We start from the raw sequence: 19,247 nt of genomic DNA, 5'->3' as shown, positions 1-19,247 counted from the left end.
AACACGGTTACAGTGTTGTTGCATAGACGTGCAAAAGGTATATACTTTTTAACCATTTATTAATTTTTGACACAATCATGAGGACTTTAAAGTAATTTCGGTAAGCTCGGGACGACAATTAAAACGTATAGGCATACGAGTCACTCCAATTCCGCGTGTGGTGTAGACCTGGAGTCGACTATCTGGGAGCTGGTATAATCCGCTTGAATATTTACTGCCGTGAGGCGGGGTATACAAGGCACCTACAAATGGGAGACGCACCTGTCCTCCGTGACTATGGCCGGACAATTGCAGATCTATGGGAAGATCACTGTATTCATCGGCAAAATCAGGCTCGTGTGCAAGGAGTAGAGTACATGCCTTATCAGGGATATGGCGTAGCGCCTGATGAATATCTGCTTTGCCGACCCACGGATCATCCACTCCAGCTAGATAAAGCGCCTCCGCATCTTTTTTTAAGACAATATGTTCATTATGAAGTACGTGGAAGCCAGATTGCGCTAACCCTTTCGTCACAGCTTTCCTAGTACCAAAAGCATCGTGGTTACCTAACACAGCATATTGTCCAAACGGTGCCCGCAACTGTGAACAGATGTCCACAGCCTCAGAAATATAATCGACAGAATGATCTAGTAGATCTCCGGTGAAGCAGATCAGATCTGGACTTACATGTTGAATTTGCTGTACTAACTCTGTTAAGGCTTCGGACTTCGTATATACGCCTAAGTGTAAATCACTGAAATGAACGATACGAAATCTATCGAATGCTGGAGGGAGTAGAGGAAGCTTTATATCTATATGTTTAACTTCAAGCCAGTAGGGCTCAACCCAGTGTGAATAAATGCCGGTCGCACTAGCGGTTCCAAGCAGCCCGAGCGACACTTGAGCACTTTTCTTCAAAAATTGGCGTCTGCTAATAGGTTTAGTATTCATGAATCCATCCTACGGTAGAATTGTTACTTTAATATGACAATATTCATTATGTCACCCATTATGTCGATAAACTTACATATACATTTACTTAATGGGAGATGAACAGATGAGTATTATCGATGCCTTAGTCCTCGCAGCACCTTACTTCAAAAAGCTTCACTCGCAAGATATTATGATCGGTATTACGGACAGGGAAATCTTCCAGTATTATACTCCGAGTAATGCCATTGATTTTGGACTGGCCAAAGGAAGTCCTATTCCACCTGAAGACCTAACGCTTTCAAATGGATTGAAAGGTGAGGTTAGCTTTAACCGGATTCCAGCAGAAGTTTATGGATCTCCTGTGATTTCAACATGTGTGCCTATATATGGAACAGACAACGAGGTAGTAGGCGTGTTCGCAATTGCCTACACACTGGAGAACGAGAATAAGCTTGAGGTATTTACAGACGAAATTAATGGGATAAGCAATCACCTAATGGATATGGTTCAGAGCGTAGCTGCACAATCTGAAGAATTATCGGCTACCTCTCAGCAAATATTAGATAATACACGTAGAGCGGTAGCGGAGTCTCAAGAAGTAAATAAGGTTACTAGCTTCATTCGTGAGATTTCTGAGCAGACGAATCTGCTAGGACTAAATGCAGCCATCGAAGCTGCGCGTGTAGGAGAGCAGGGGGCGGGCTTTGGCGTTGTGGCTAAGGAAGTACGCAAACTGTCTGTAAATACCAAAGAAGCAACCCATAATATTGAAAAATCACTCAGTGATGTTCAAAAGTCCATTAAACAAATGGAGCTAGAAATTGAAGCGATCTCCGCTTCTTCACACGCACAAGCAGAACTGGTCACCGAATTCAGCGGGGTAATTGAGCGCTTGAATAAGGCCAGCAAAGAAATGACTACTTTCATGCAATCCATCATCCAGTAGGTGTATGCATAAAGTTACTTATCCTAAACCATGCTAGAAGAGAACAGGCGCATTTCAGAAGGGAGCGAATTTCATTTATGAAACAACCCGATTCCAGTCTGCAAGCGAACGACAATGTAACTCAAGCCAAAAATGCTTTAGGCAAGCTTCATTTCTCTGTCTCTCAGGCGCTTAGTCATCCAACAGAACAGACCTTGGCACAGGCTGAGAACCGTTTGGCGCATACCGAACAGGCGGTAGAACAAGCTCGTGCCTCACTAGGCCCCCAAGGTGTGGAGTTGGCTGAAGAACTGCTGGCCGAGGATAAGAGCAGGCTTGCTGCATTGAAGATGCAAGGGAAACGTTCAGAACGCTAGATGTTCCTGCTACAACCCGTGAAGCGACTAAGCTTCACGGGTTGTTCTCATGTGCTACTTCCCTAAGGATGTAGCTTAGGAGTGTGGGTGGTATACTGGAATGAGAGTTCTAGCATGGCTTAGATGGAGGATAAGGGATATGAATGGCATGCACATCGAAGAATTAACCCGGCAGGCAGAAGCTTTCATTCGGCAATGTTATGCTGAGCTAGATAAGACTGAAGCTGAGATGGATCATCGCATCCAAGCCGTACGAGAAGAAATCAATCAATCAGGGAGTTACACACATACAACGGAAGAGCTGGCGCATGGGGCAAGAATGGCTTGGCGTCACAATAGCCGCTGCATTGGTCGTCTTTTTTGGCAGTCCATTGAGCTGATGGATGAACGTCAGGCAGAGACTGAGGAGGATGTTGCTGAAGCTCTGCTACGACATATGGAAAAGGCGAATAATGGAGGACGTATCCGTCCACTCATTACGGTCTTCCGCAGCGGGGAAGATCCTGAGCGGAGAATCCGGATTTGGAACCATCAATTGATTCGTTACGCTGGATACCCTGGTGATGCTGAACATGAACGCGCTGGCGATCCGGCATCGGATGAATTTACGAAAGTGTGCCAACAACTAGGCTGGCAGAGAACAAGGGGCAATTATGATGTGTTGCCGCTAGTAATCAGTATTGGTAATGGCAATCCCCACGTATTTCCAATTCCCCAGCACCTCATTCAAGAGGTGCCGTTAACACATCCCGAAATTGAACGTTTTGCAGAGCTTCAACTTCGCTGGTATTCTGTGCCGATCATTTCGGACATGCAGTTGGAAATTGGCGGGATTGTATACCCCGCGGCTCCTTTTAACGGCTGGTACATGGAGACCGAAATTGGCTCACGTAACTTAGGGGATACTGGACGATATAACACTTTGCCGGCTGTAGCTGATCTGATGGGACTTGACCGCTCCAGTAACATAACGCTTTGGAAGGATCGGGTGCTTCTTGAGTTGAATCGTGCAGTACTGCATTCCTTTAAGCAAGCTGGGGTCAGTATCGTTGATCACCATACAGCAGCCGATCAATTTGTGAGATTTCAAGAGCAGGAGCAGGGACATGGACGTCAGGTTTCGGGACGCTGGTCATGGCTGATCCCCCCTATGTCTCCGTCGTCTACACCGATTTGGCATGACAGTAAACTGAAAGAATATGATTACAGCCCTCGTTTCCTTTATCAGCGATCACCTGTGGCCACCTGTCCTTTTCACTAGCAATCCAATTTATGATCAAAAAAGCGCCAAGTTCCCCTCATAAGGAAACTGGCGCTTTTTAGGCTTTTAAATGCTCTAGAAAGATTTGTTTAAGAAGCTCAAGCTGCTTGTCGGAGTCTAAATCCGATTCTAGCAGGAGGATGTTCTCTTTCATCGTTAGCTTTCTGGAAAAGAGAGCAAAGCTGTTCATCAGCGTGATTAAGGTCTCTTTCACAGGGAGATCGGCGCGAATAGAACCGTCTTCTACCCCATTTTGAATGATCCTGGAGTACTCATGCCAAATCTTGCGGTTTAATGCATTGAAATCCAGAACGTCCTCAACAGGCTCATTTAAGTGAGAGGCGTAGCTTTCAAAATTGACCATAAAAATAATGCTTAAATGATTTTGATCCTGAATAAAGAAATCAAATAACATCTCGATCTTTTCGAGACAGGTAAGTGGCAAGTCAGCTACATGCTTAAAGTAATCGAGCATTGGCTCTAGCATTCGGGTGGCCACCGCCACGATGAGCTTTTCTTTTCTGGGAAAATATCGAAACAGCGTCGCAATCCCTATATTTGCTTCGCTTGCGACATCCTGCATCGTCGACTTTTCAATTCCTTTTTGCGAAAATATTCGTTCTGCGGATTCAAGAATCGTATATAATCGCTGCTGTTTACCGTCAGATCGTTCTTTTTCATAGCGTGCTTTAGGATTCATGAGGGATAGACCCTTCCATTTTATAATTAGGTTCTTTAATTATTAGTATTATATCCACCGTTTATTGGATTAAGCAAGGAGAGGTTGTAGTTATTTCGTAAAAATGATATGATTAATATCACAGTGATAGTGTGACTATCATCACTCGAATTATTATATCACAATACGATTATAGAGGAGACTTAATTATGAATCGTCTAACTAATAAAGTAGCAATTATTACAGGTGCAGGCAGTGGCATGGGTCGTGAAGAAGCCCTTTTATTGTCCAAAGAAGGTGCTACAGTTGTAGCAACTGATATTAACGAAGCTGCTGTACAAGCAGTTGTAAAAGAAATCGAAGCCAATGGTGGAAAAGCCGCAGCTTATGCACATAATGTAGCTTCCGAAGAAGACTGGATCAAAGTTGTAGAAGATGTGATTAGCAAATTTGGAAAAATCGACATCCTGGTAAATAACGCAGGGATCTCGTTCCCAGTTCAATTGCTTGAATCCACTGTTGATCAATGGAACAAAGTAATGAACATTAATGTAAGCAGCGTATTCCTTGGGATGAAACATGTTGTTCCTCAAATGAAGAACAATAAAGGTGGTTCCATCGTCAATATCTCCTCCATTGCAGGTTTGACTGGCAGCAGTGGTGCCGGCGCTTATACAGCTTCTAAAGGTGCCGTTCGTATGCTGAGTAAAGCAGCAGCTGTAGACTTTGGTAAAGATAACATTCGCGTGAACTCTGTTCACCCAGGATTTATCGAAACTCCAATGAGTGCTGAATTTGTAAATGATGAAAGAATGCATAGCTTCTTTATGTCCCAGACTGCATTGCCACGCGTTGGACGTGCTTCTGAAGTAGCTGAAGCTGTATTGTTCTTAGCTTCTGATGAAGCTTCATACATTACAGGTGTTGAGCTGCCAGTTGATGGCGGAGTCGTGGCTAAATAATAAATTTCTAATTAGGAAACACTAAGAAAGCCGTCTCATGCGTAGATGTTATCTATGCGTGGGGCGGCTTTTTTTACGTAAATGTAAGGATTGATCAAGGGAATAAAACTGCAAAAATACATTTTTTAATGATAAGAGGATGGCAAAAAACATTAATTCCTGCAAAACTGCAGTTTTTCTTGCTCCAGATGAAGCCTTTGAGCCATAAGTATGGATAAAGCTGTATTTTTGCAGGCTTTCTCTAGTTCAACGAAAGGTATGGATGAATATGAGTAAACAAGCGGCACTTGATATGTCTATCGCACCATTTATTAGCGACGAGGTGATGGATACATTAGCAAAAGCGTCTCTTTCTATTTAAATCATAAATATTTAAGCGCCCATTTCTACCGAACATTAGCCTACACCCCTGCATAACATATAGCACTTGTAAGCAGGAGAAGGGTGTGGTTCAGAGATGGGCATCCAATTAACAGCGCTCCATTATGTATATTTGGCATTCATCGTGTTCATTATGGCACTTCTGATTAAGCGGCGGGATACAACGATGATCTGTATTGCAGGCATCTTTGTATTAGGCTGGCTCGCGACAGAAACGATTAGTGGTTCAGTCACAGGCGTATTCAACTCTTTTGTATATGCAACTAAGGAGCTAATGGGTACGATTATGATTATTTCGATCATTGTAGCCATGAGCAGAGTATTAACACGTACCGGAATAAACGAGACGATGGTTGCCCCACTTACCCGCTTTTTACGTACGCCGTTTATGGCATTTTGGGGCATTGGCTTGATTATGATGGTGACATCATGGTTCTTCTGGCCTTCGCCAGCAGTGGCCCTGATAGGGGTTGTGCTGCTGCCCGTTGCTATTCGCGTAGGATTGCCTGCACTTGGAGCAGCGATTGCGATGAATCTATTCGGTCATGGGATTGCGCTGTCGAGTGATTATATTATTCAAGGTGCACCTAAATTGACGGCAGATGCGGCAGGACTTCCGGTAAGCAGTGTCATGGAAGCGAGTATTCCGCTTGTTATAGTGATGGGTGTAGTCACTACGGTAACAGCCTATTGGATGATGCGACGAGATCAGAAGAACGGTACTTGGCGAGACGGACTTATTTCCGGGAAAAATGCCGCGAATGCGCTAGCTGCAGACAGTGACGCGATCGAGGGTCAAGCGGTGATTCCTCCCACACTGAAGAAATGGCTGGCGATCGTTATCCCACTCCTGTTTCTAGCTGATGTAGCAGGTATGTTTCTGCTGGATTTACAGGGTGGAGACGCAACGGCCTTAGTTGGCGGGACTGCTGTATTTATCTTGGTTGTAGTAACATTGCTCGCACATCGTAATAAGGGACTGGAGCAAGTCACCTCATATCTAATTGATGGACTCACATTTGGCTTTAAAGTATTCGGTCCAGTGATTCCAATTGCGGCATTCTTCTATTTGGGAGATTCGGCCTTTGCTGAATTGTTTGGCAAAGTCTTACCTGCTGCTTCTCAGGGAATTGTTAATGATCTAGGGGTTGCTCTGGCGCATAATGTACCTCTTAATGGTGCTGTAGGTGCTGTGACCGCTACCATAACAGGGGCCATTACGGGCCTTGATGGTTCAGGGTTCTCGGGAATCTCACTTGCGGGGTCCATCGGAAAATTGTTCGCTGTTGCCACACATTCCGACGCAGCTACTTTAACTGCACTCGGTCAGGTATCTGCCATTTGGGTTGGCGGGGGGACGCTAATCCCATGGGCATTGATTCCAGCCGCCGCTATCTGCGGCGTAAGTCCATTTGAGCTCGCTAGACGCAATGTGAAACCGGTGCTGATTGGGCTGATAGTTACAACGATTGTTGCTATGTTTCTGGTGTAGACTTAGCTTAGAATATTGATTCAAAAAAAGGCTGCCGGGAATATCCCGGCAGCCTTATATATTTATCGTATACCCTTCATGAAATTTTGAATCTTAGAAGAGAACAGGAAGAGAATTAACGCGAGCACAATGGCGACTCCGCCTATGACTCCGAAGTACAGCATTTCGGTATCCGGGGTATAGAACTTCACAATTTGAGCATTAATAGCTTGCGCAGCAGCATTGGACAAGAACCACATACTCATCATCTGAGCGGTAAAGGCAGCTGGTGCCAGTTTGGTTGTTGCTGATAAGCCAACAGGTGACAAGCATAGTTCCCCAATGACGACGATAAAGTAGCTGAGAACCAGCCATAATGGATTCACCAGTGAATTGGCTCCACCGAAGTAAGCCGGTACCAGAATTACTAGGAAGGACAGACCGGCAAACAATAAACCAAGCGAGAACTTTTGTGGAATCGTTGGTTGGCGGTTACCGAGCTTTAACCAAAGCCATGCAAATGCAGGTGCAAGGGCGATAATAAATAGCGGGTTAAGCGATTGGAACCAAGCTGGAGAAATGTGTATGCCTGCAAAGTCCAATTGGGTACGCTTATCAGCAAAGCTTGCTAGAACTGTTGAAGTTTGTTCCTGAATCGCCCAGAACATAATCGAAGCAATAAATAAAGGGATGTACGCAAGAATCCGTGATCGCTCTACAGCTGTTGTTTTGGGACTGCGGTACATCACAATGAAGTACATTGTAGGAATAAGTAGCCCTAACACCCCTACGATTTTAATGAATGTCTCAAAGGTGAGTATTCCAGTAAGAATGCCGACCGTAACTAATACAGCAAGCACAACTAGTCCAATGCCAATCCAAGTAAATAATTTTTTCTTTTGTTCGGCTGGAATTGGGTTGCGAACAATCGTACCTGCCAGACCTAGATTTTTGGTGCGAGTCACTACGTAAACAACTAATCCAATAAACATGCCCACCGCGGCAATCGAGAAACCGAGATGGAAATTATTCATACCTACAGCGCCTACAATCAGTGGAGAGATGAATCCGCCGAGATTAATACCCATATAAAAAATGCTGAAAGCAGCGTCGCGGCGGTTATCTTGTTCGCTGTAGATTTCGCCTACAATACTTGATACATTGGGCTTAAGAAGTCCGGTTCCAAGCACGATCATAATCATCGAAGAAAAGAATAGCGTGGCATTTCCCGGTATCGCCAGTAAAATATGCCCAAACATAATTAGAACGCCGCCGTAAAAGACTGCCTTCGAAGTCCCGAAAATTCGATCCGCAAGCCATCCACCTATAATTCCAGACATATATACGAGTGATCCATAGATAGACATAATCGAAAGGGCCATATCCTCTGGAAATCCGAGCCCGCCTTTGCTTACTTCATAATACATGTAGTAAACAAGAATCGCTCTCATGCCATAATAGGAAAAACGTTCCCAAAATTCAGTAAAGAAGAGTGTGAATAGTCCCTTAGGATGTCCGAAAAATCCGGTTTGCGGGACACTATCTACAATTTTTTGCCTGTCTGTTGCTGACATGAATCAAATCCTCCTAGATGCTAATTGCTCTTTTCATGAAGTTAACACAACTCTACACTACCTTAATATTTATAATACCCTCATGAGGAAAATCACAACCCTTTGGCGAGAAGGTTCTGAATAACGTCATATTTTTTAGTAATATTTCCAGTGGAAATAGGGAAATAACTTTTACTGTATTTTCTGTACGGATGAAAGTTGTTAAAAATTATAGTTGATTTTAAGTTGCATTATTTAGGAGATGAGCATATACTCTAATCAAGAAAGTGATTGATCAATAACCTAATGGATTAGGTTGCGTAAGGAGATTATGATGACAACAGAATCTAGTTCCGGTCGCAAGAAAGCGGATGAATCGGTTTCCGTAAACCGCCGAGAACAAATCTTGGAGGCAGCGGTTGTTGTATTCGCCGAGAATGGCTACTACCGAGCTACGACAGCACAGGTTGCGGAAAAGGTAGGTATTTCTCAGCCCTATGTGTTTAAGGTGTTCAAGAATAAAGAAGAATTGTTTGTTGCTTCCTTAGAGCGGGCTTTTGAACGGATTATTCGTTCGTTTCAAGGAGTAGAGGGCACAGCAGATCAAGTGTTAAAGGAAAGCATTAAAGTATACGAGTTGTTGATGGAGACACATCCGAATGAGATTATTTTGCAAGTTCAGGGGTTAGGGATTCGCGATGAAGTCATCCGTGAAACGATGCAAAAAGGAATGCTTGAGATCACCAACCTTGTGCACGAGAAGTTTGTCGCCGCTGGGATCGAGCAGCCTGAAGTAGAGGTAAGTACCTTTATGGCCAATGGTATGCTCTGTAATATTTCTATGGCTCTTGGAATGCCAGAGTTGAAGCCGAAACACCGGAAAGAGTAGTAGAGATGAAATTCATTCTAACATCTAAGAGCTCAGGCTCTTAGATTTATGATCGTTAGTTAGTGATTAATCAATAACAATAATAGGAGGGATCATTTATGTTAACAAAAGCGCTTGTGCTTGGTGCAACCGGGGGAACAGGGACGGTAATTATCGCTGAATTATTAAAGAGAGGGATAGAAACGGTGGCCTTTGGGCGATCGATTCCAAAGTTGGAGAAGCTTGCAACGAAGCTGGGTAATCCCACCGCTCTTAAGCTAATAGCAGGGGACGTATTTAATGCGAAGGACATATTATCAGCTGCACAGGATGTGGATGTTATTTTTCATAGTGCATCTGTTCCGTATAATGAAATGAGCACACGACTGTTACCTATGGGAGAGGCGGTCATGGAGGCGGCTAATAAGCTGGGGATAAAGGTTGTCGCAGTGGATGGCATTTATCCTTATGGAAGAAGACAGAATGACAAGCCGATCAACGAGGAATATCCGAAGAATCCGCATACAAAAAAAGGTAAAGTGAAACTTGAGTTTGAACAAATGTTTTTTAGCCAGCGTTGGAGTAAAGCACAGCGGCTCATTGTCCGTTTACCGGATTATTATGGGCCTACTGCCAATGAGGCTTCCTATTTAGGATCGACTCTGGAGTCCATCGCTGCAGGTAAACCTGCAGTGTTCATCGGAAATATGACCGTTGCCCGTGAGTATGTGTATTTGCCGGATGCCGCTGTCATGATTATTGAGCTCGCTAGTAGAGATGAAGCTTATGGTCAGAATTGGAACATTCCCGGGGCAGGCACAATCTCAGGACGAGATATCGTTAGAATAGCGCAAGCAGCAAGCGGCTCCAAGAAGCCCGTTATCTCATTAGGAAAGACTGGACTATCGCTGCTCGGTATATTCGTTCCAGTCATGAAAGAGATCGTTGAAATGCTGTATTTAACCAAAGAGCCTGTGGTCCTAAGCGGTGGTAAATACGAGCGTGTTGTGGGTCCAATTCCCGCTACTCCTTTTGAGCAAGGGATAACAGAGACTGTTCAAGTTCTAATGAGTCGTCAGTCCAAGGCAGAATAAAGAGCCAGACTCATTGTGAAAGATAGAATAAAAGGCTAACTTATGATACTATTTACTCCTATATAGAAAGAGGACGTGAGCTAAAATGATCAACATAACTATGCCCAATGTGGATGTTAGTATTACTAAACAAATCAACCCGCAGTTAAGCAATATCTACGGATTCACTGATTTCCATCTGATTCCTAGAGATTACGGCGGTATCTTTATGTTCTACAATGACCAAGATGAGTTGTTGTTTGTAGGTAAAGCGAGAAAGCTAAGACCCAGAATCAAAAAACATTTTGAAGATACCGTATCTGATATTAAGCTGCATCGGGACGAGGTCACCAGAATTGATGTAAGTTTAATCGAGAGCCCCGTTCATAGAGAGATCTACGAAACGTATATCATTAATGAATTGAAGTCTAAATACAATGTAGATAAAGTGATGTTCAGATAAGTTTAAGGAAGAGGCGCCGTCTAATGACGGTGCTTTTTTTTATGTAAAAGAAGATAGGAATGAAATAAGAGCATCGGTACACACTATACAAGATTGTTAATAGATGCTTAAAAGGAGATAGGTCATATTGAAGCCTAAGTTTTTGATTGTGAAGTTAGTTTTTGTGTGTATGTTCCTTGTTGTTAGTGTAATGCCTGTAACTGCCGATGCTGCAGCCAAAGAGAAAAAGAGTTCACACAAGCAATGCTTTACGCCCTCTGTAATAGAGCTTAAGGATAATCTCAGGAAACTATGGAGCGACCATGTGATATGGACGAAAAACTACATAGTTAGCGCTTTTGCGAATTCCGAGGACAAAGAGAAGGTACTGGCAAGGTTGCTACAGAATCAGCAGGAGATAGGGAATGTTTATAAGCCGTATTACGGTGAGGCAGTAGGTGATAAGCTAGCTCAATTATTGCGGGAGCATATCCTTATTGCCGGAAAGGTAGTTGCTGCTGCACTAGCAGGAAATCAGGCGGATTTAGAAAAATATAATAAAGAGTGGTATGACAACGCTGACGACATTGCTAAGTTCCTTAGCGCACAGAATCCCAAATATTCGTATGAACAATTGAAAGAGATGCTTCATGAACATTTGGAGCTAATAACAGATGATGTGACAGCTAGAGCTAAAAAGGATTGGGATGCCGAGATCGTCGCTTTCGATAAAGGACTCGAGCATATGATTATGTTTGGAGATATACTAACCGAGGGTATTGTTAAACAATTCCCCGATAAATTTAATTAAAACCAGAGCACCCGCAAGGGTGCTTTTCTCTTGTTATTGGCAAGAATTTAGGTCTTTTGATCCAATTCAAAAAGTTAGATATAAAGGCTCACTTACAGACAAGACAAGTAAACTATAATAGACTCGTGGGCACTCGACATTTTTTGACATTTTTTTATAATTGAGGTGATAAGATCAATGATTTCTCCCTTTTTTAAAAAGAAAGATTCAGTGGATAAGCAGTCCAAACCGGGTATGGTTCAAAAGGTGCAATTATCAGAAGAGCAGGGCGAGGAAGTAGAGGAACAGATCGCTGGCGAGACTTTAGCAGGAGTGGTTACTACAGGGAAAGCGCCGCTTGATAAAAAATCACTCGATTTGATCTTCTCCGTGGAGCAGATCATTCAGGCCAGACAGCATGCTGAGACGAATATTAATGAACTTCAGGATCGGTTGACTCATTCCAGCAGCCATGTTGAACGTTTGAACCGGGACATGAAGAATCTCAATAAAGTGATTGAGGAAAGAGAGAAGAACGTTCGAGAGCTTGAGCATAAATTGATTGAGAAGAATCTGAAAGTCGATCAAGTGCTGGAAGATTATCGGGAGCTTCAGACTACCCTCACAGCAGAGATTGAAGAATTAAAGAGTACGATTGATCTGGAGCATCAAAAGTATGTAAATCTGATCCAAAAGCATAACGAAGCTCATGCAGAGAAGCTCAAGAAGATGAATGATCTGGAAGAGAAGCTCGGACGGATTGAAACTGAGAACGCGCATTTAAGACAGAAATACGATACGATCCGCCAAGAAAAAGCATATCTCTCCGGTATGATCAGCGATTTTACAAATCGTATGACCGTTCCTTTTGGGAATGGAAGCACACTGGCGGGACGAAATGACGAAAACGGAGATACATAAGATTCATGGCAATGAATGAACCGAGCACTGTTCTAATGATTGAGTTGCTGTCGCTTGAGCATGAACAGGCCGGTTATCAGATTGAAGTAGGTTTAACCCGTGATATTGGGTATGCCAGACGCATGCTAAACATAGACGAATTTACATATGAACAACTAAACGCGCTGGCTCCCTTTTTCGGGGAAAGAATGAGATTGTCATTGTATCCGAAGTGGGATCCATTTCGTAATAGTTATTACAGCACACTGATTATTATGAACCAAACCTTCAGCGAAACTATGTATTTTGCCTGCTCTGAATATTATGTGTCTCAGCTTCTTCAATTAAAGCAAGTGAACGATCCCCATGTACAGGAAGAGATTACTGTTGAAACTACGTCACCCTCTATACCTCCAGCACGCAGGCTAAGAAAGAAGAGCAAAAAACGGGTTGGAAGACTTAGGCTGCAGAGTATCATGTTCGCTTGTTTAGTAGTTGTATTGTTGTCTCTTCGAATGGGTGGTCATGTTATGGACCGTGCAGAAGGATTGGAAGGTCCCTCACTAGGCACCAGCGCTGAGGGGATCGAGAAAATAGTCTCTCTACCGTTCATTCCTCCTATTGGTAAAATAGAAACGACCCCTAGCCAGCAAGAGGAGTCTGAGCCTACGCCAGAACCTTCTAAACCTACACCAGAACCTACAGAGCCTCCTCAAGAACAAACACAGCGGTATGAGGAGATTAAATTAACCGGGAATAAATACACCTATAGCCTGCCGAAGGGTTACGTGGCCTTGTCATTTGATGATGGTCCGTCGAAGTATACGAAAGAAATCGTAGATATTCTAGTAGAACATGAGGTGGCAGCCACCTTTTTATTTGTTGGGAATAAGGTCGCTCATAATGTGGAAGCAGTTAAGTATGCGAATGAACATCAGATGTCGATTGGAAGTCATTCGTGGGATCATAGCAAGATGACCGACAATGGGGCTAACCAGAATCAGAATAATTTGGCGAAGGCTAACCAGGCATTGGAGCAAATCATTCAATCGCCGATTACTGTTTTTCGGCCGCCATATGGTGCGATTAATGATAAGTTAGCAGCCAAAGTGACAGAACAGCAGATGAAAGTATTGTTATGGAATCGTGATTCCGAGGATTGGAGACGCAAGACCCCAGAAGACGTCATTCAATTTGTTCATCATACTGATCCGTCCGGTGCTGTATATCTTTTTCACGAAAAGAAGATTACCGTAGAGGCATTGCCTGCTATCATTCAGTATCTAAAAGGGGAAAACATGAAATTCGTCATTTTTAAATAACATCAATGATCCATGATTGGGTCTTATCTTAGAATAAGGGTAGCTGTTACAGGGTTATGATCGCTGTGTTCAAAAGATAGGTCATGGCCCTGTACGCCACTTATTGTGATATTCGGTGAAACTAGGAAGCCATCAATTACAGCACGGAAATTCACACCTTCTGAATAAGCTATATCAAGTGTCCGGACGGACGGCACTTTAGCATCAACAGCCCATTGAAAGCCCTCCGGTTTGAAATCTTCAGGGAACTGCTGTAGCCATTCTGGCCAAGCTTGTGTAGTCTCAAAGGCCTCAGGGGTTGTGCCCGGTAAAGAATGATTCCAGTCTCCGCCTAAGATGAGGTAATTGCCTTTATCATTCTCTCTCTGAATATAAGTAGAAAGATATTCTAATTGCTGCTTGCGAATCGTTCCCCCTTGGTCAAAGGCTGATAAATGAAGGTTGATCAGGATCAGTTCTTTCCCGTTATCGACGGGGAATCTGCTCTCCAAAAAGGCGCGGTCAAGTTCAAACAGTTGACGAGGCCAGCTTTCTTTTCCCGGAAGATCATATCTAACGTTACTTGTGCTACTGAATTTAGATAAGGTTAATAAACCGCTATTTACTGAGCCCATCGGATCAAGAACGGGAATCGGTACCCAAGGCACCTTGTAGTTCGTCGCGAATACGTTGCTGTAATCAGAGAAGGTATTCGATAACAAGGAGACCTCATCTATATGGTTGCTACGAGAAGAATCGAGATCTACCTCCTGCAACATAAATAAATCTGATCCTGAAGTGGTCATTAGAGAGGCTATTGCCTCAAGATTTGTCCTCGATTGTTCCTCGCTGCTTGAACGTGATTTGGTCCCGCCATCCATAAAGAAATCCTGATCCTTATCCAGCCCAGCATAACCAATATTAAAGGTTGTTATTGCAAAAGGTTCTCCCTGCTTCATCATTTGTTCCTGATTATGGTTTACCGTTAGTGGAGTAGTCTCCTTCGGCTTATAATCGGTAATGGTAATATACAGTAAAAAGCCACCAAAGATTAGAACGGCAGCTAGAAGGGCAAAACCGATGATTTTTATTGTGGTTGAGCTCATTTGATTCGATCTCTCCTCAGATGTAATTTCATGGAACGGACTTCTAATGGTGTAAACTTCGACGCTTCGCTACAACTCCCCTTGTTTAAATAAAAAAAATTTGAGACAATGAGTAGTGATGGACTGAACTTTAATGTTTTGAAAAGAGGATAACGAATGAATATGGAATCCATTTATGGATTAACTTTTGATCAACTGGCGGCATGGCTGTTAGAACGTGGACATAAAAAATTTCGAGCTACGCAGGTCTGGGATTGGCTTTATCGGAAGCGGATTACAGAATTCTCAGAAATGCTCGATGTAAATAAAGATTGTGTAGAATTATTGGAGCAGCACTATGTGATCCATACGTTGGAAGAACATGTGAAGCAGGAGTCTGCGGATGGGACGATCAAGTTCCTATTCCGTTTGAAGGATGGCAACCTGATCGAGACGGTGCTCATGAGACAGAAATATGGTTTGTCCGTATGTGTCACGACTCAGGTTGGATGTAATATCGGCTGCAGCTTTTGCGCTAGTGGACTGTTAGCGAAGAGTCGTGATCTTTCCAGCGGTGAGATTGTAGAGCAGATTATGAAGGTTCAGCAGCATTTGGATGCAGCAAACCTCGAACAAAAGGTTAGTCACGTTGTAGTCATGGGAATTGGCGAACCGTTCGACAACTTCAAGAACCTGCTCAATTTCTTATCGATTATTAAGGACCACAAAGGATTAGCCATCGCAGGAAGAGGTATTACTGTATCGACGAGTGGGCTTGCTAACAAAATCGTTGAATTTGCCGATGCGAATACACAGGTGAACTTGGCAGTATCGCTTCACGCGCCTAATAATGAGCTGCGGACGAAGATTATGAAGATTAACAAGGCCATTCCAATTGAGAAGCTAATGGAGTCCATAGATTATTATTTGGAAAAAACAAATCGCAGAATTACGTTAGAATACATTCTGATGAAGGATGTAAATGACGGCAAGGAGCATGCGCTTGAGCTGACCGAGCTAATCGGCGACCGGCGCCAGCTCGTCAATGTGAACTTGATTCCTTATAATCCAGTCGATGAGCACAGTCAATATCAAAGAAGCGAGCGGGAGACCGTACGAGCCTTTTTTGATACCTTGAAGAAGCAGGGCGTCAGCGTAAGCACTCGTCTGGAGCATGGTGTAGATATTGATGCTGCTTGCGGACAATTGCGAAGCAAGCAGATCAAGAAGTCGAAAGCTATGGCTTGAGGGACGGGCGACCCCTTCATGCAGCTTTTTGTGATACAATGACGTGGCAGGTATTAGGAAAAGAGGTTGATTGAGCAATGTTGACATTTACAAGCTACAACGTGGAGAATGTTAAAGATCCTTTTGGTATACTAACCGGTAAACGGTATGAATTCGTGGTTCAACTGGATGTTCCAGAAGATGATGAGCTCTATGTAGAGAACGGAGTATCCGCTAGAGCGATTATTAAAGTGGATGAAGATCAAGTTAGCATCGTGAGTTATGATCTACAGGAGACAACAACAGGTCAGTTGCTTGACTTTGATATGGAAGAGGACGAGGAAGCAGCATTACTCCTTTTCTGTAAAGAGCATTTGCCAGAATAATGATGCAGCATTGACATCCTTGCCCAATGTTCAATTGTGGCAGGGATTTTTATATTTCTCGCTTAAACGCTTACCGTCCTTACAAGGACGCCGAAGACGTTTATGCTTGTCGCATGAATGTGAAATATAGGTTAAAATATTAAAAAGCATCCAAAATAGGAGTTGTATACATGTCTAATGAAGAAGTGTTCTTGACCAAAGAAGGATTGGCTCAATTAGAGGAAGAACTGAAGGAATTGAAGGGCCCAGGGCGCAAGGAATTGGCAGCACGGCTCAAATTGGCGATCAGCTATGGAGACTTGAAGGAAAATAGCGAGTACCATTCGGCCAAGGACGACCAATCGTTCATGGAGACTCGTATTATGATTTTGGAGAAAATGCTGACCAAAGCCAAGATCGTAGATGAGAGTCAGATGGATCTGTCAAAGGTTAGTATGGGTTGTATCGTTACCCTGAACGATATCGAATACTCCGAGAAGATTGAATATAGAATTGTAGGGGCTGCTGAAGCAGATGTCCTAAACAACAAGATTTCCTATGAAAGTCCGCTGGGCAAGGAATTGCTGGGTAAAAAAGTCGGGGATATCGTTAGTGTAAACGCACCAATGGGTATCATCAAATATGAATTGCTTGAAATCAAAATGATGTAACACATGATAAAAAGGTCTCAACCCCGTTATAGGGGTTGAGACCTTTTTTAATTATAGGTAATGGCTATTGTGTATATTGATTTCATATCTTAGACGTCATGCTCTGTTGCGCTTATAGTTTAGAGTAACTTAGAGCAGAGGAGTACTGTTCATGATCCAGAGCGTGTTATCAACGTTGTATCAAGTCATCGTGCCATTATCCATTCCGGTGATCGTCGGTGCACTGCTTGGACGGTTTAAGAATTTGGATACCAAGCCGTTATTGACGCTCTATTTATACTTTTTAACGCCGGCTATTATTCTTAATACACTGGCTACGGCTGAGATTTCTATGGATGATATTTACAAGACGCTCGCTTTTTCGCTGCTAAATCTGTGCTTTTTATGGGCGATTGCAAATATCATCGGAAAGTTATTGAAGCTCGGCCCCTCTGAAATATCGGGATTGACTCTGGTCTCGACATTTACGAATAGTGTGAATTATGGACTTCCCTTGGTGTTGCTGGCTTTCGGACAGCTTGGGCTCGATAAGGCTTCTGTTTATGTGATTGGGCAGATGATTATCGTGAATACTGTGGGCGTTTATTTTGCGGCTAGATCGCAGTTCTCGGTGAAAAATGCGGTAAAGTCCGTGTTCTCTCTCCCAGCCATCTATGCAGCTATGCTAGCACTTTTTCTTAGAATATTTGACCTGCATTTACCTTCTGAGCTTGCTACAGGGGTCTCCATGGTTGCCGGAGGTTATTCACCAGTCGTACTGGCGATTCTGGGTGCACAGATGGTCAAAGTACGAACCATGTCATCTGAACGTAAGGGTCAGTCTACTTTTTGGGCAGGGATGATCATTCGATTAATCTTAGCTCCACTAGTGGCCTACCTCGGATTATCTATTCTGCATATTGATGGTATTTTATTCTCTGTGCTGCTGATTCTGGCCTCCATGCCAGTTGCCGTCAACGCGGTGGTATTAGCGGAACGATTTGACGCCTCTCCAGAGCTGGTATCCAAATGTATTTTATGGACGACGCTTGCTTCCTTTCTTGTGTTGCCGATCCTTATTGTGCTAGTGCAAGGGGCGTAAAGACAAAAAGGACCCCTCTTTCATTTCTGAAAGATAGGGTCTTTTTTTTACTGTTACTTAACCTAGTGGTTAATCTCTTAGAAGTCGAAATTATCAGGGTCAGGACCTACCCGTTGATCTTGGTTCAGAGCGTTGATTAGATTCATATCCTCTTCTGTTAACAGAAAATCAAACACATCTACGTTTTCGATGATCCGGTGCTCTTTAGTAGACTTTGGAATGGTAATAATTCCACGCTGCAGGTCCCAACGGATAATCACTTGAGCTACGGATTTACTGTGTTTAGCTGCAATTTGTTTCAGTACAGGCTGATCCAACAATTGCCCTTGCATTAATGGAGACCAAGCCTCCAGTTGAATTCCTTGTTCCTGGCAGAAGCTAAGCAGTGCTTGCTGACTCAAATAAGGATGGAGCTCCACTTGGTTTACCATCGGCTTAATTTCCGCATCCTTCATCACATCTTCAAGATGATGGATCTGGAAATTGCTGACCCCAATCGCTTTTACGCGTCCCTCTTTATACAAGGTTTCAAGTGCTCTCCAAGTCTCTTTATATTTTCCTTTTACAGGCCAGTGGATAAGATATAGATCAAGGTATTCAAGTCCAAGCTTAGCTAGGCTAGCTTCGTAGGCGGCAATGGTTTCTTCGTAGCCCATATCTGCAGTCCAGACCTTTGAAGTTACGAAGAGCTTTTCTCTGGACAGGTTGTTGTCCTGCAAAGCTTCTTTGATCGCTTGACCTACGCCAGTCTCATTCTGATAGATCGCTGCTGTATCGATGCTGCGGTAGCCGTGTGCAATAGCAGATTTGACCGCTTGGATCAGCTCAGAACCTTCTTCGACTTGAAATACACCAAGTCCAAGCCAAGGCATGTTTACCCCGTTGTGTAATGCAGTTGTATCCTGTAGATGTTGAGCCAT

At 43.3% G+C, this 19,247-nt stretch carries 20 protein-coding genes; 15 read left to right on the top strand and 5 right to left on the bottom strand.

The window, feature by feature from the left end; all coding sequences use genetic code 11:
• Window positions 1-75: 75 nt before the first annotated feature.
• Complete coding sequence (locus H70737_RS28680) at window positions 76-933, bottom strand: metallophosphoesterase (protein WP_042192831.1); 858 nt, start codon at window positions 931-933, stop codon at window positions 76-78.
• A gap of 106 nt (window positions 934-1,039) precedes the next feature.
• Here H70737_RS28680 and H70737_RS31555 point away from each other — a divergent pair, with 106 nt between their 5' ends.
• The 3 genes from H70737_RS31555 to H70737_RS28665 all read left to right on the top strand — a co-directional run bounded on the left by H70737_RS31555 (window position 1,040) and on the right by H70737_RS28665 (window position 3,478).
• Window positions 1,040-1,861: a methyl-accepting chemotaxis protein gene (locus H70737_RS31555; protein WP_042192829.1), complete on the top strand. Its 822-nt coding sequence runs from the start codon at window positions 1,040-1,042 to the stop codon at window positions 1,859-1,861.
• A 77-nt stretch (window positions 1,862-1,938) separates the two neighbouring features.
• Complete coding sequence (locus H70737_RS28670; protein ID WP_042192827.1) at window positions 1,939-2,217, top strand: hypothetical protein; 279 nt, start codon at window positions 1,939-1,941, stop codon at window positions 2,215-2,217.
• Window positions 2,218-2,365: 148 nt separating this feature from the next.
• Window positions 2,366-3,478, top strand: a complete 1,113-nt coding sequence (locus H70737_RS28665; RefSeq protein ID WP_042194697.1) for a nitric oxide synthase oxygenase — start codon at window positions 2,366-2,368, stop codon at window positions 3,476-3,478.
• 58 nt (window positions 3,479-3,536) lie between these two features.
• Here the strand turns inward: H70737_RS28665 and H70737_RS28660 are convergent, their stop codons facing one another.
• On the bottom strand, window positions 3,537-4,178 hold the full coding sequence (locus H70737_RS28660) for a TetR/AcrR family transcriptional regulator (protein WP_081382675.1): 642 nt from the start codon (window positions 4,176-4,178) through the stop codon (window positions 3,537-3,539).
• A gap of 188 nt (window positions 4,179-4,366) precedes the next feature.
• Here H70737_RS28660 and H70737_RS28655 point away from each other — a divergent pair, with 188 nt between their 5' ends.
• Window positions 4,367-5,119: an SDR family NAD(P)-dependent oxidoreductase gene (locus H70737_RS28655; protein ID WP_042192824.1), complete on the top strand. Its 753-nt coding sequence runs from the start codon at window positions 4,367-4,369 to the stop codon at window positions 5,117-5,119.
• 457 nt (window positions 5,120-5,576) lie between these two features.
• Window positions 5,577-6,992 (top strand): hypothetical protein, encoded by a 1,416-nt coding sequence (locus tag H70737_RS28650; RefSeq protein WP_042192822.1) that lies wholly within the window; start codon window positions 5,577-5,579, stop codon window positions 6,990-6,992.
• Between the two features lie 62 nt (window positions 6,993-7,054).
• Here the strand turns inward: H70737_RS28650 and H70737_RS28645 are convergent, their stop codons facing one another.
• Window positions 7,055-8,545 carry a peptide MFS transporter gene (locus H70737_RS28645; RefSeq protein ID WP_042192820.1) on the bottom strand — a complete coding sequence of 497 codons (1,491 nt, stop codon included), beginning with the start codon at window positions 8,543-8,545 and terminating at the stop codon, window positions 7,055-7,057.
• 310 nt (window positions 8,546-8,855) lie between these two features.
• On the opposite strand from H70737_RS28645, the gene H70737_RS28640 reads away from it, so the two are divergent.
• The 6 genes from H70737_RS28640 (at window position 8,856) to H70737_RS28615 (ending at window position 13,919) form a co-directional block, all read left to right on the top strand.
• Entirely contained in the window at window positions 8,856-9,413 is a 558-nt protein-coding gene (locus H70737_RS28640) for a TetR/AcrR family transcriptional regulator (RefSeq protein WP_331281405.1), read from the top strand.
• A gap of 98 nt (window positions 9,414-9,511) precedes the next feature.
• Window positions 9,512-10,486 carry an NAD-dependent epimerase/dehydratase family protein gene (locus H70737_RS28635; protein ID WP_042192816.1) on the top strand — a complete coding sequence of 325 codons (975 nt, stop codon included), beginning with the start codon at window positions 9,512-9,514 and terminating at the stop codon, window positions 10,484-10,486.
• An 85-nt stretch (window positions 10,487-10,571) separates the two neighbouring features.
• Entirely contained in the window at window positions 10,572-10,928 is a 357-nt protein-coding gene (locus H70737_RS28630) for a nucleotide excision repair endonuclease (RefSeq protein ID WP_042192814.1), read from the top strand.
• A gap of 127 nt (window positions 10,929-11,055) precedes the next feature.
• Window positions 11,056-11,718 (top strand): hypothetical protein, encoded by a 663-nt coding sequence (locus H70737_RS28625; RefSeq protein ID WP_042192812.1) that lies wholly within the window; start codon window positions 11,056-11,058, stop codon window positions 11,716-11,718.
• A gap of 177 nt (window positions 11,719-11,895) precedes the next feature.
• Complete coding sequence (locus tag H70737_RS28620) at window positions 11,896-12,618, top strand: hypothetical protein (RefSeq protein ID WP_042192810.1); 723 nt, start codon at window positions 11,896-11,898, stop codon at window positions 12,616-12,618.
• 5 nt (window positions 12,619-12,623) lie between these two features.
• Entirely contained in the window at window positions 12,624-13,919 is a 1,296-nt protein-coding gene (locus H70737_RS28615) for a polysaccharide deacetylase family protein (RefSeq protein ID WP_042192808.1), read from the top strand.
• A gap of 23 nt (window positions 13,920-13,942) precedes the next feature.
• Here H70737_RS28615 and H70737_RS28610 read toward each other — a convergent pair whose 3' ends face one another.
• Window positions 13,943-15,004: an endonuclease/exonuclease/phosphatase family protein gene (locus tag H70737_RS28610; RefSeq protein ID WP_042192806.1), complete on the bottom strand. Its 1,062-nt coding sequence runs from the start codon at window positions 15,002-15,004 to the stop codon at window positions 13,943-13,945.
• A gap of 156 nt (window positions 15,005-15,160) precedes the next feature.
• Between H70737_RS28610 and rlmN the strand changes: the two genes are divergently transcribed.
• The 4 genes from rlmN to H70737_RS28590 all read left to right on the top strand — a co-directional run bounded on the left by rlmN (window position 15,161) and on the right by H70737_RS28590 (window position 18,327).
• Window positions 15,161-16,231: a dual-specificity RNA methyltransferase RlmN gene (gene rlmN, locus H70737_RS28605; protein WP_042192804.1), complete on the top strand. Its 1,071-nt coding sequence runs from the start codon at window positions 15,161-15,163 to the stop codon at window positions 16,229-16,231.
• A 77-nt stretch (window positions 16,232-16,308) separates the two neighbouring features.
• Window positions 16,309-16,596: a DUF6509 family protein gene (locus H70737_RS28600; protein WP_042192802.1), complete on the top strand. Its 288-nt coding sequence runs from the start codon at window positions 16,309-16,311 to the stop codon at window positions 16,594-16,596.
• Window positions 16,597-16,766: 170 nt separating this feature from the next.
• Window positions 16,767-17,246 carry a transcription elongation factor GreA gene (gene greA / locus H70737_RS28595; protein ID WP_042131553.1) on the top strand — a complete coding sequence of 160 codons (480 nt, stop codon included), beginning with the start codon at window positions 16,767-16,769 and terminating at the stop codon, window positions 17,244-17,246.
• A 151-nt stretch (window positions 17,247-17,397) separates the two neighbouring features.
• The gene (locus H70737_RS28590) at window positions 17,398-18,327 is read left to right on the top strand and encodes an AEC family transporter (RefSeq protein ID WP_042192800.1); all 930 of its coding nucleotides are present in this window, start codon (window positions 17,398-17,400) and stop codon (window positions 18,325-18,327) included.
• A 77-nt stretch (window positions 18,328-18,404) separates the two neighbouring features.
• Here the strand turns inward: H70737_RS28590 and H70737_RS28585 are convergent, their stop codons facing one another.
• Window positions 18,405-19,247, bottom strand: a complete 843-nt coding sequence (locus tag H70737_RS28585) for an aldo/keto reductase (RefSeq protein ID WP_042192798.1) — start codon at window positions 19,245-19,247, stop codon at window positions 18,405-18,407.

This window comes from Paenibacillus sp. FSL H7-0737 (assembly GCF_000758545.1).
Classification (GTDB): Bacteria; Bacillota; Bacilli; order Paenibacillales; family Paenibacillaceae; genus Paenibacillus_AQ.
The sequence above is the reverse complement of the archived record's forward strand: the minus strand, read 5'-3'. Positions and strand labels throughout refer to the sequence as shown.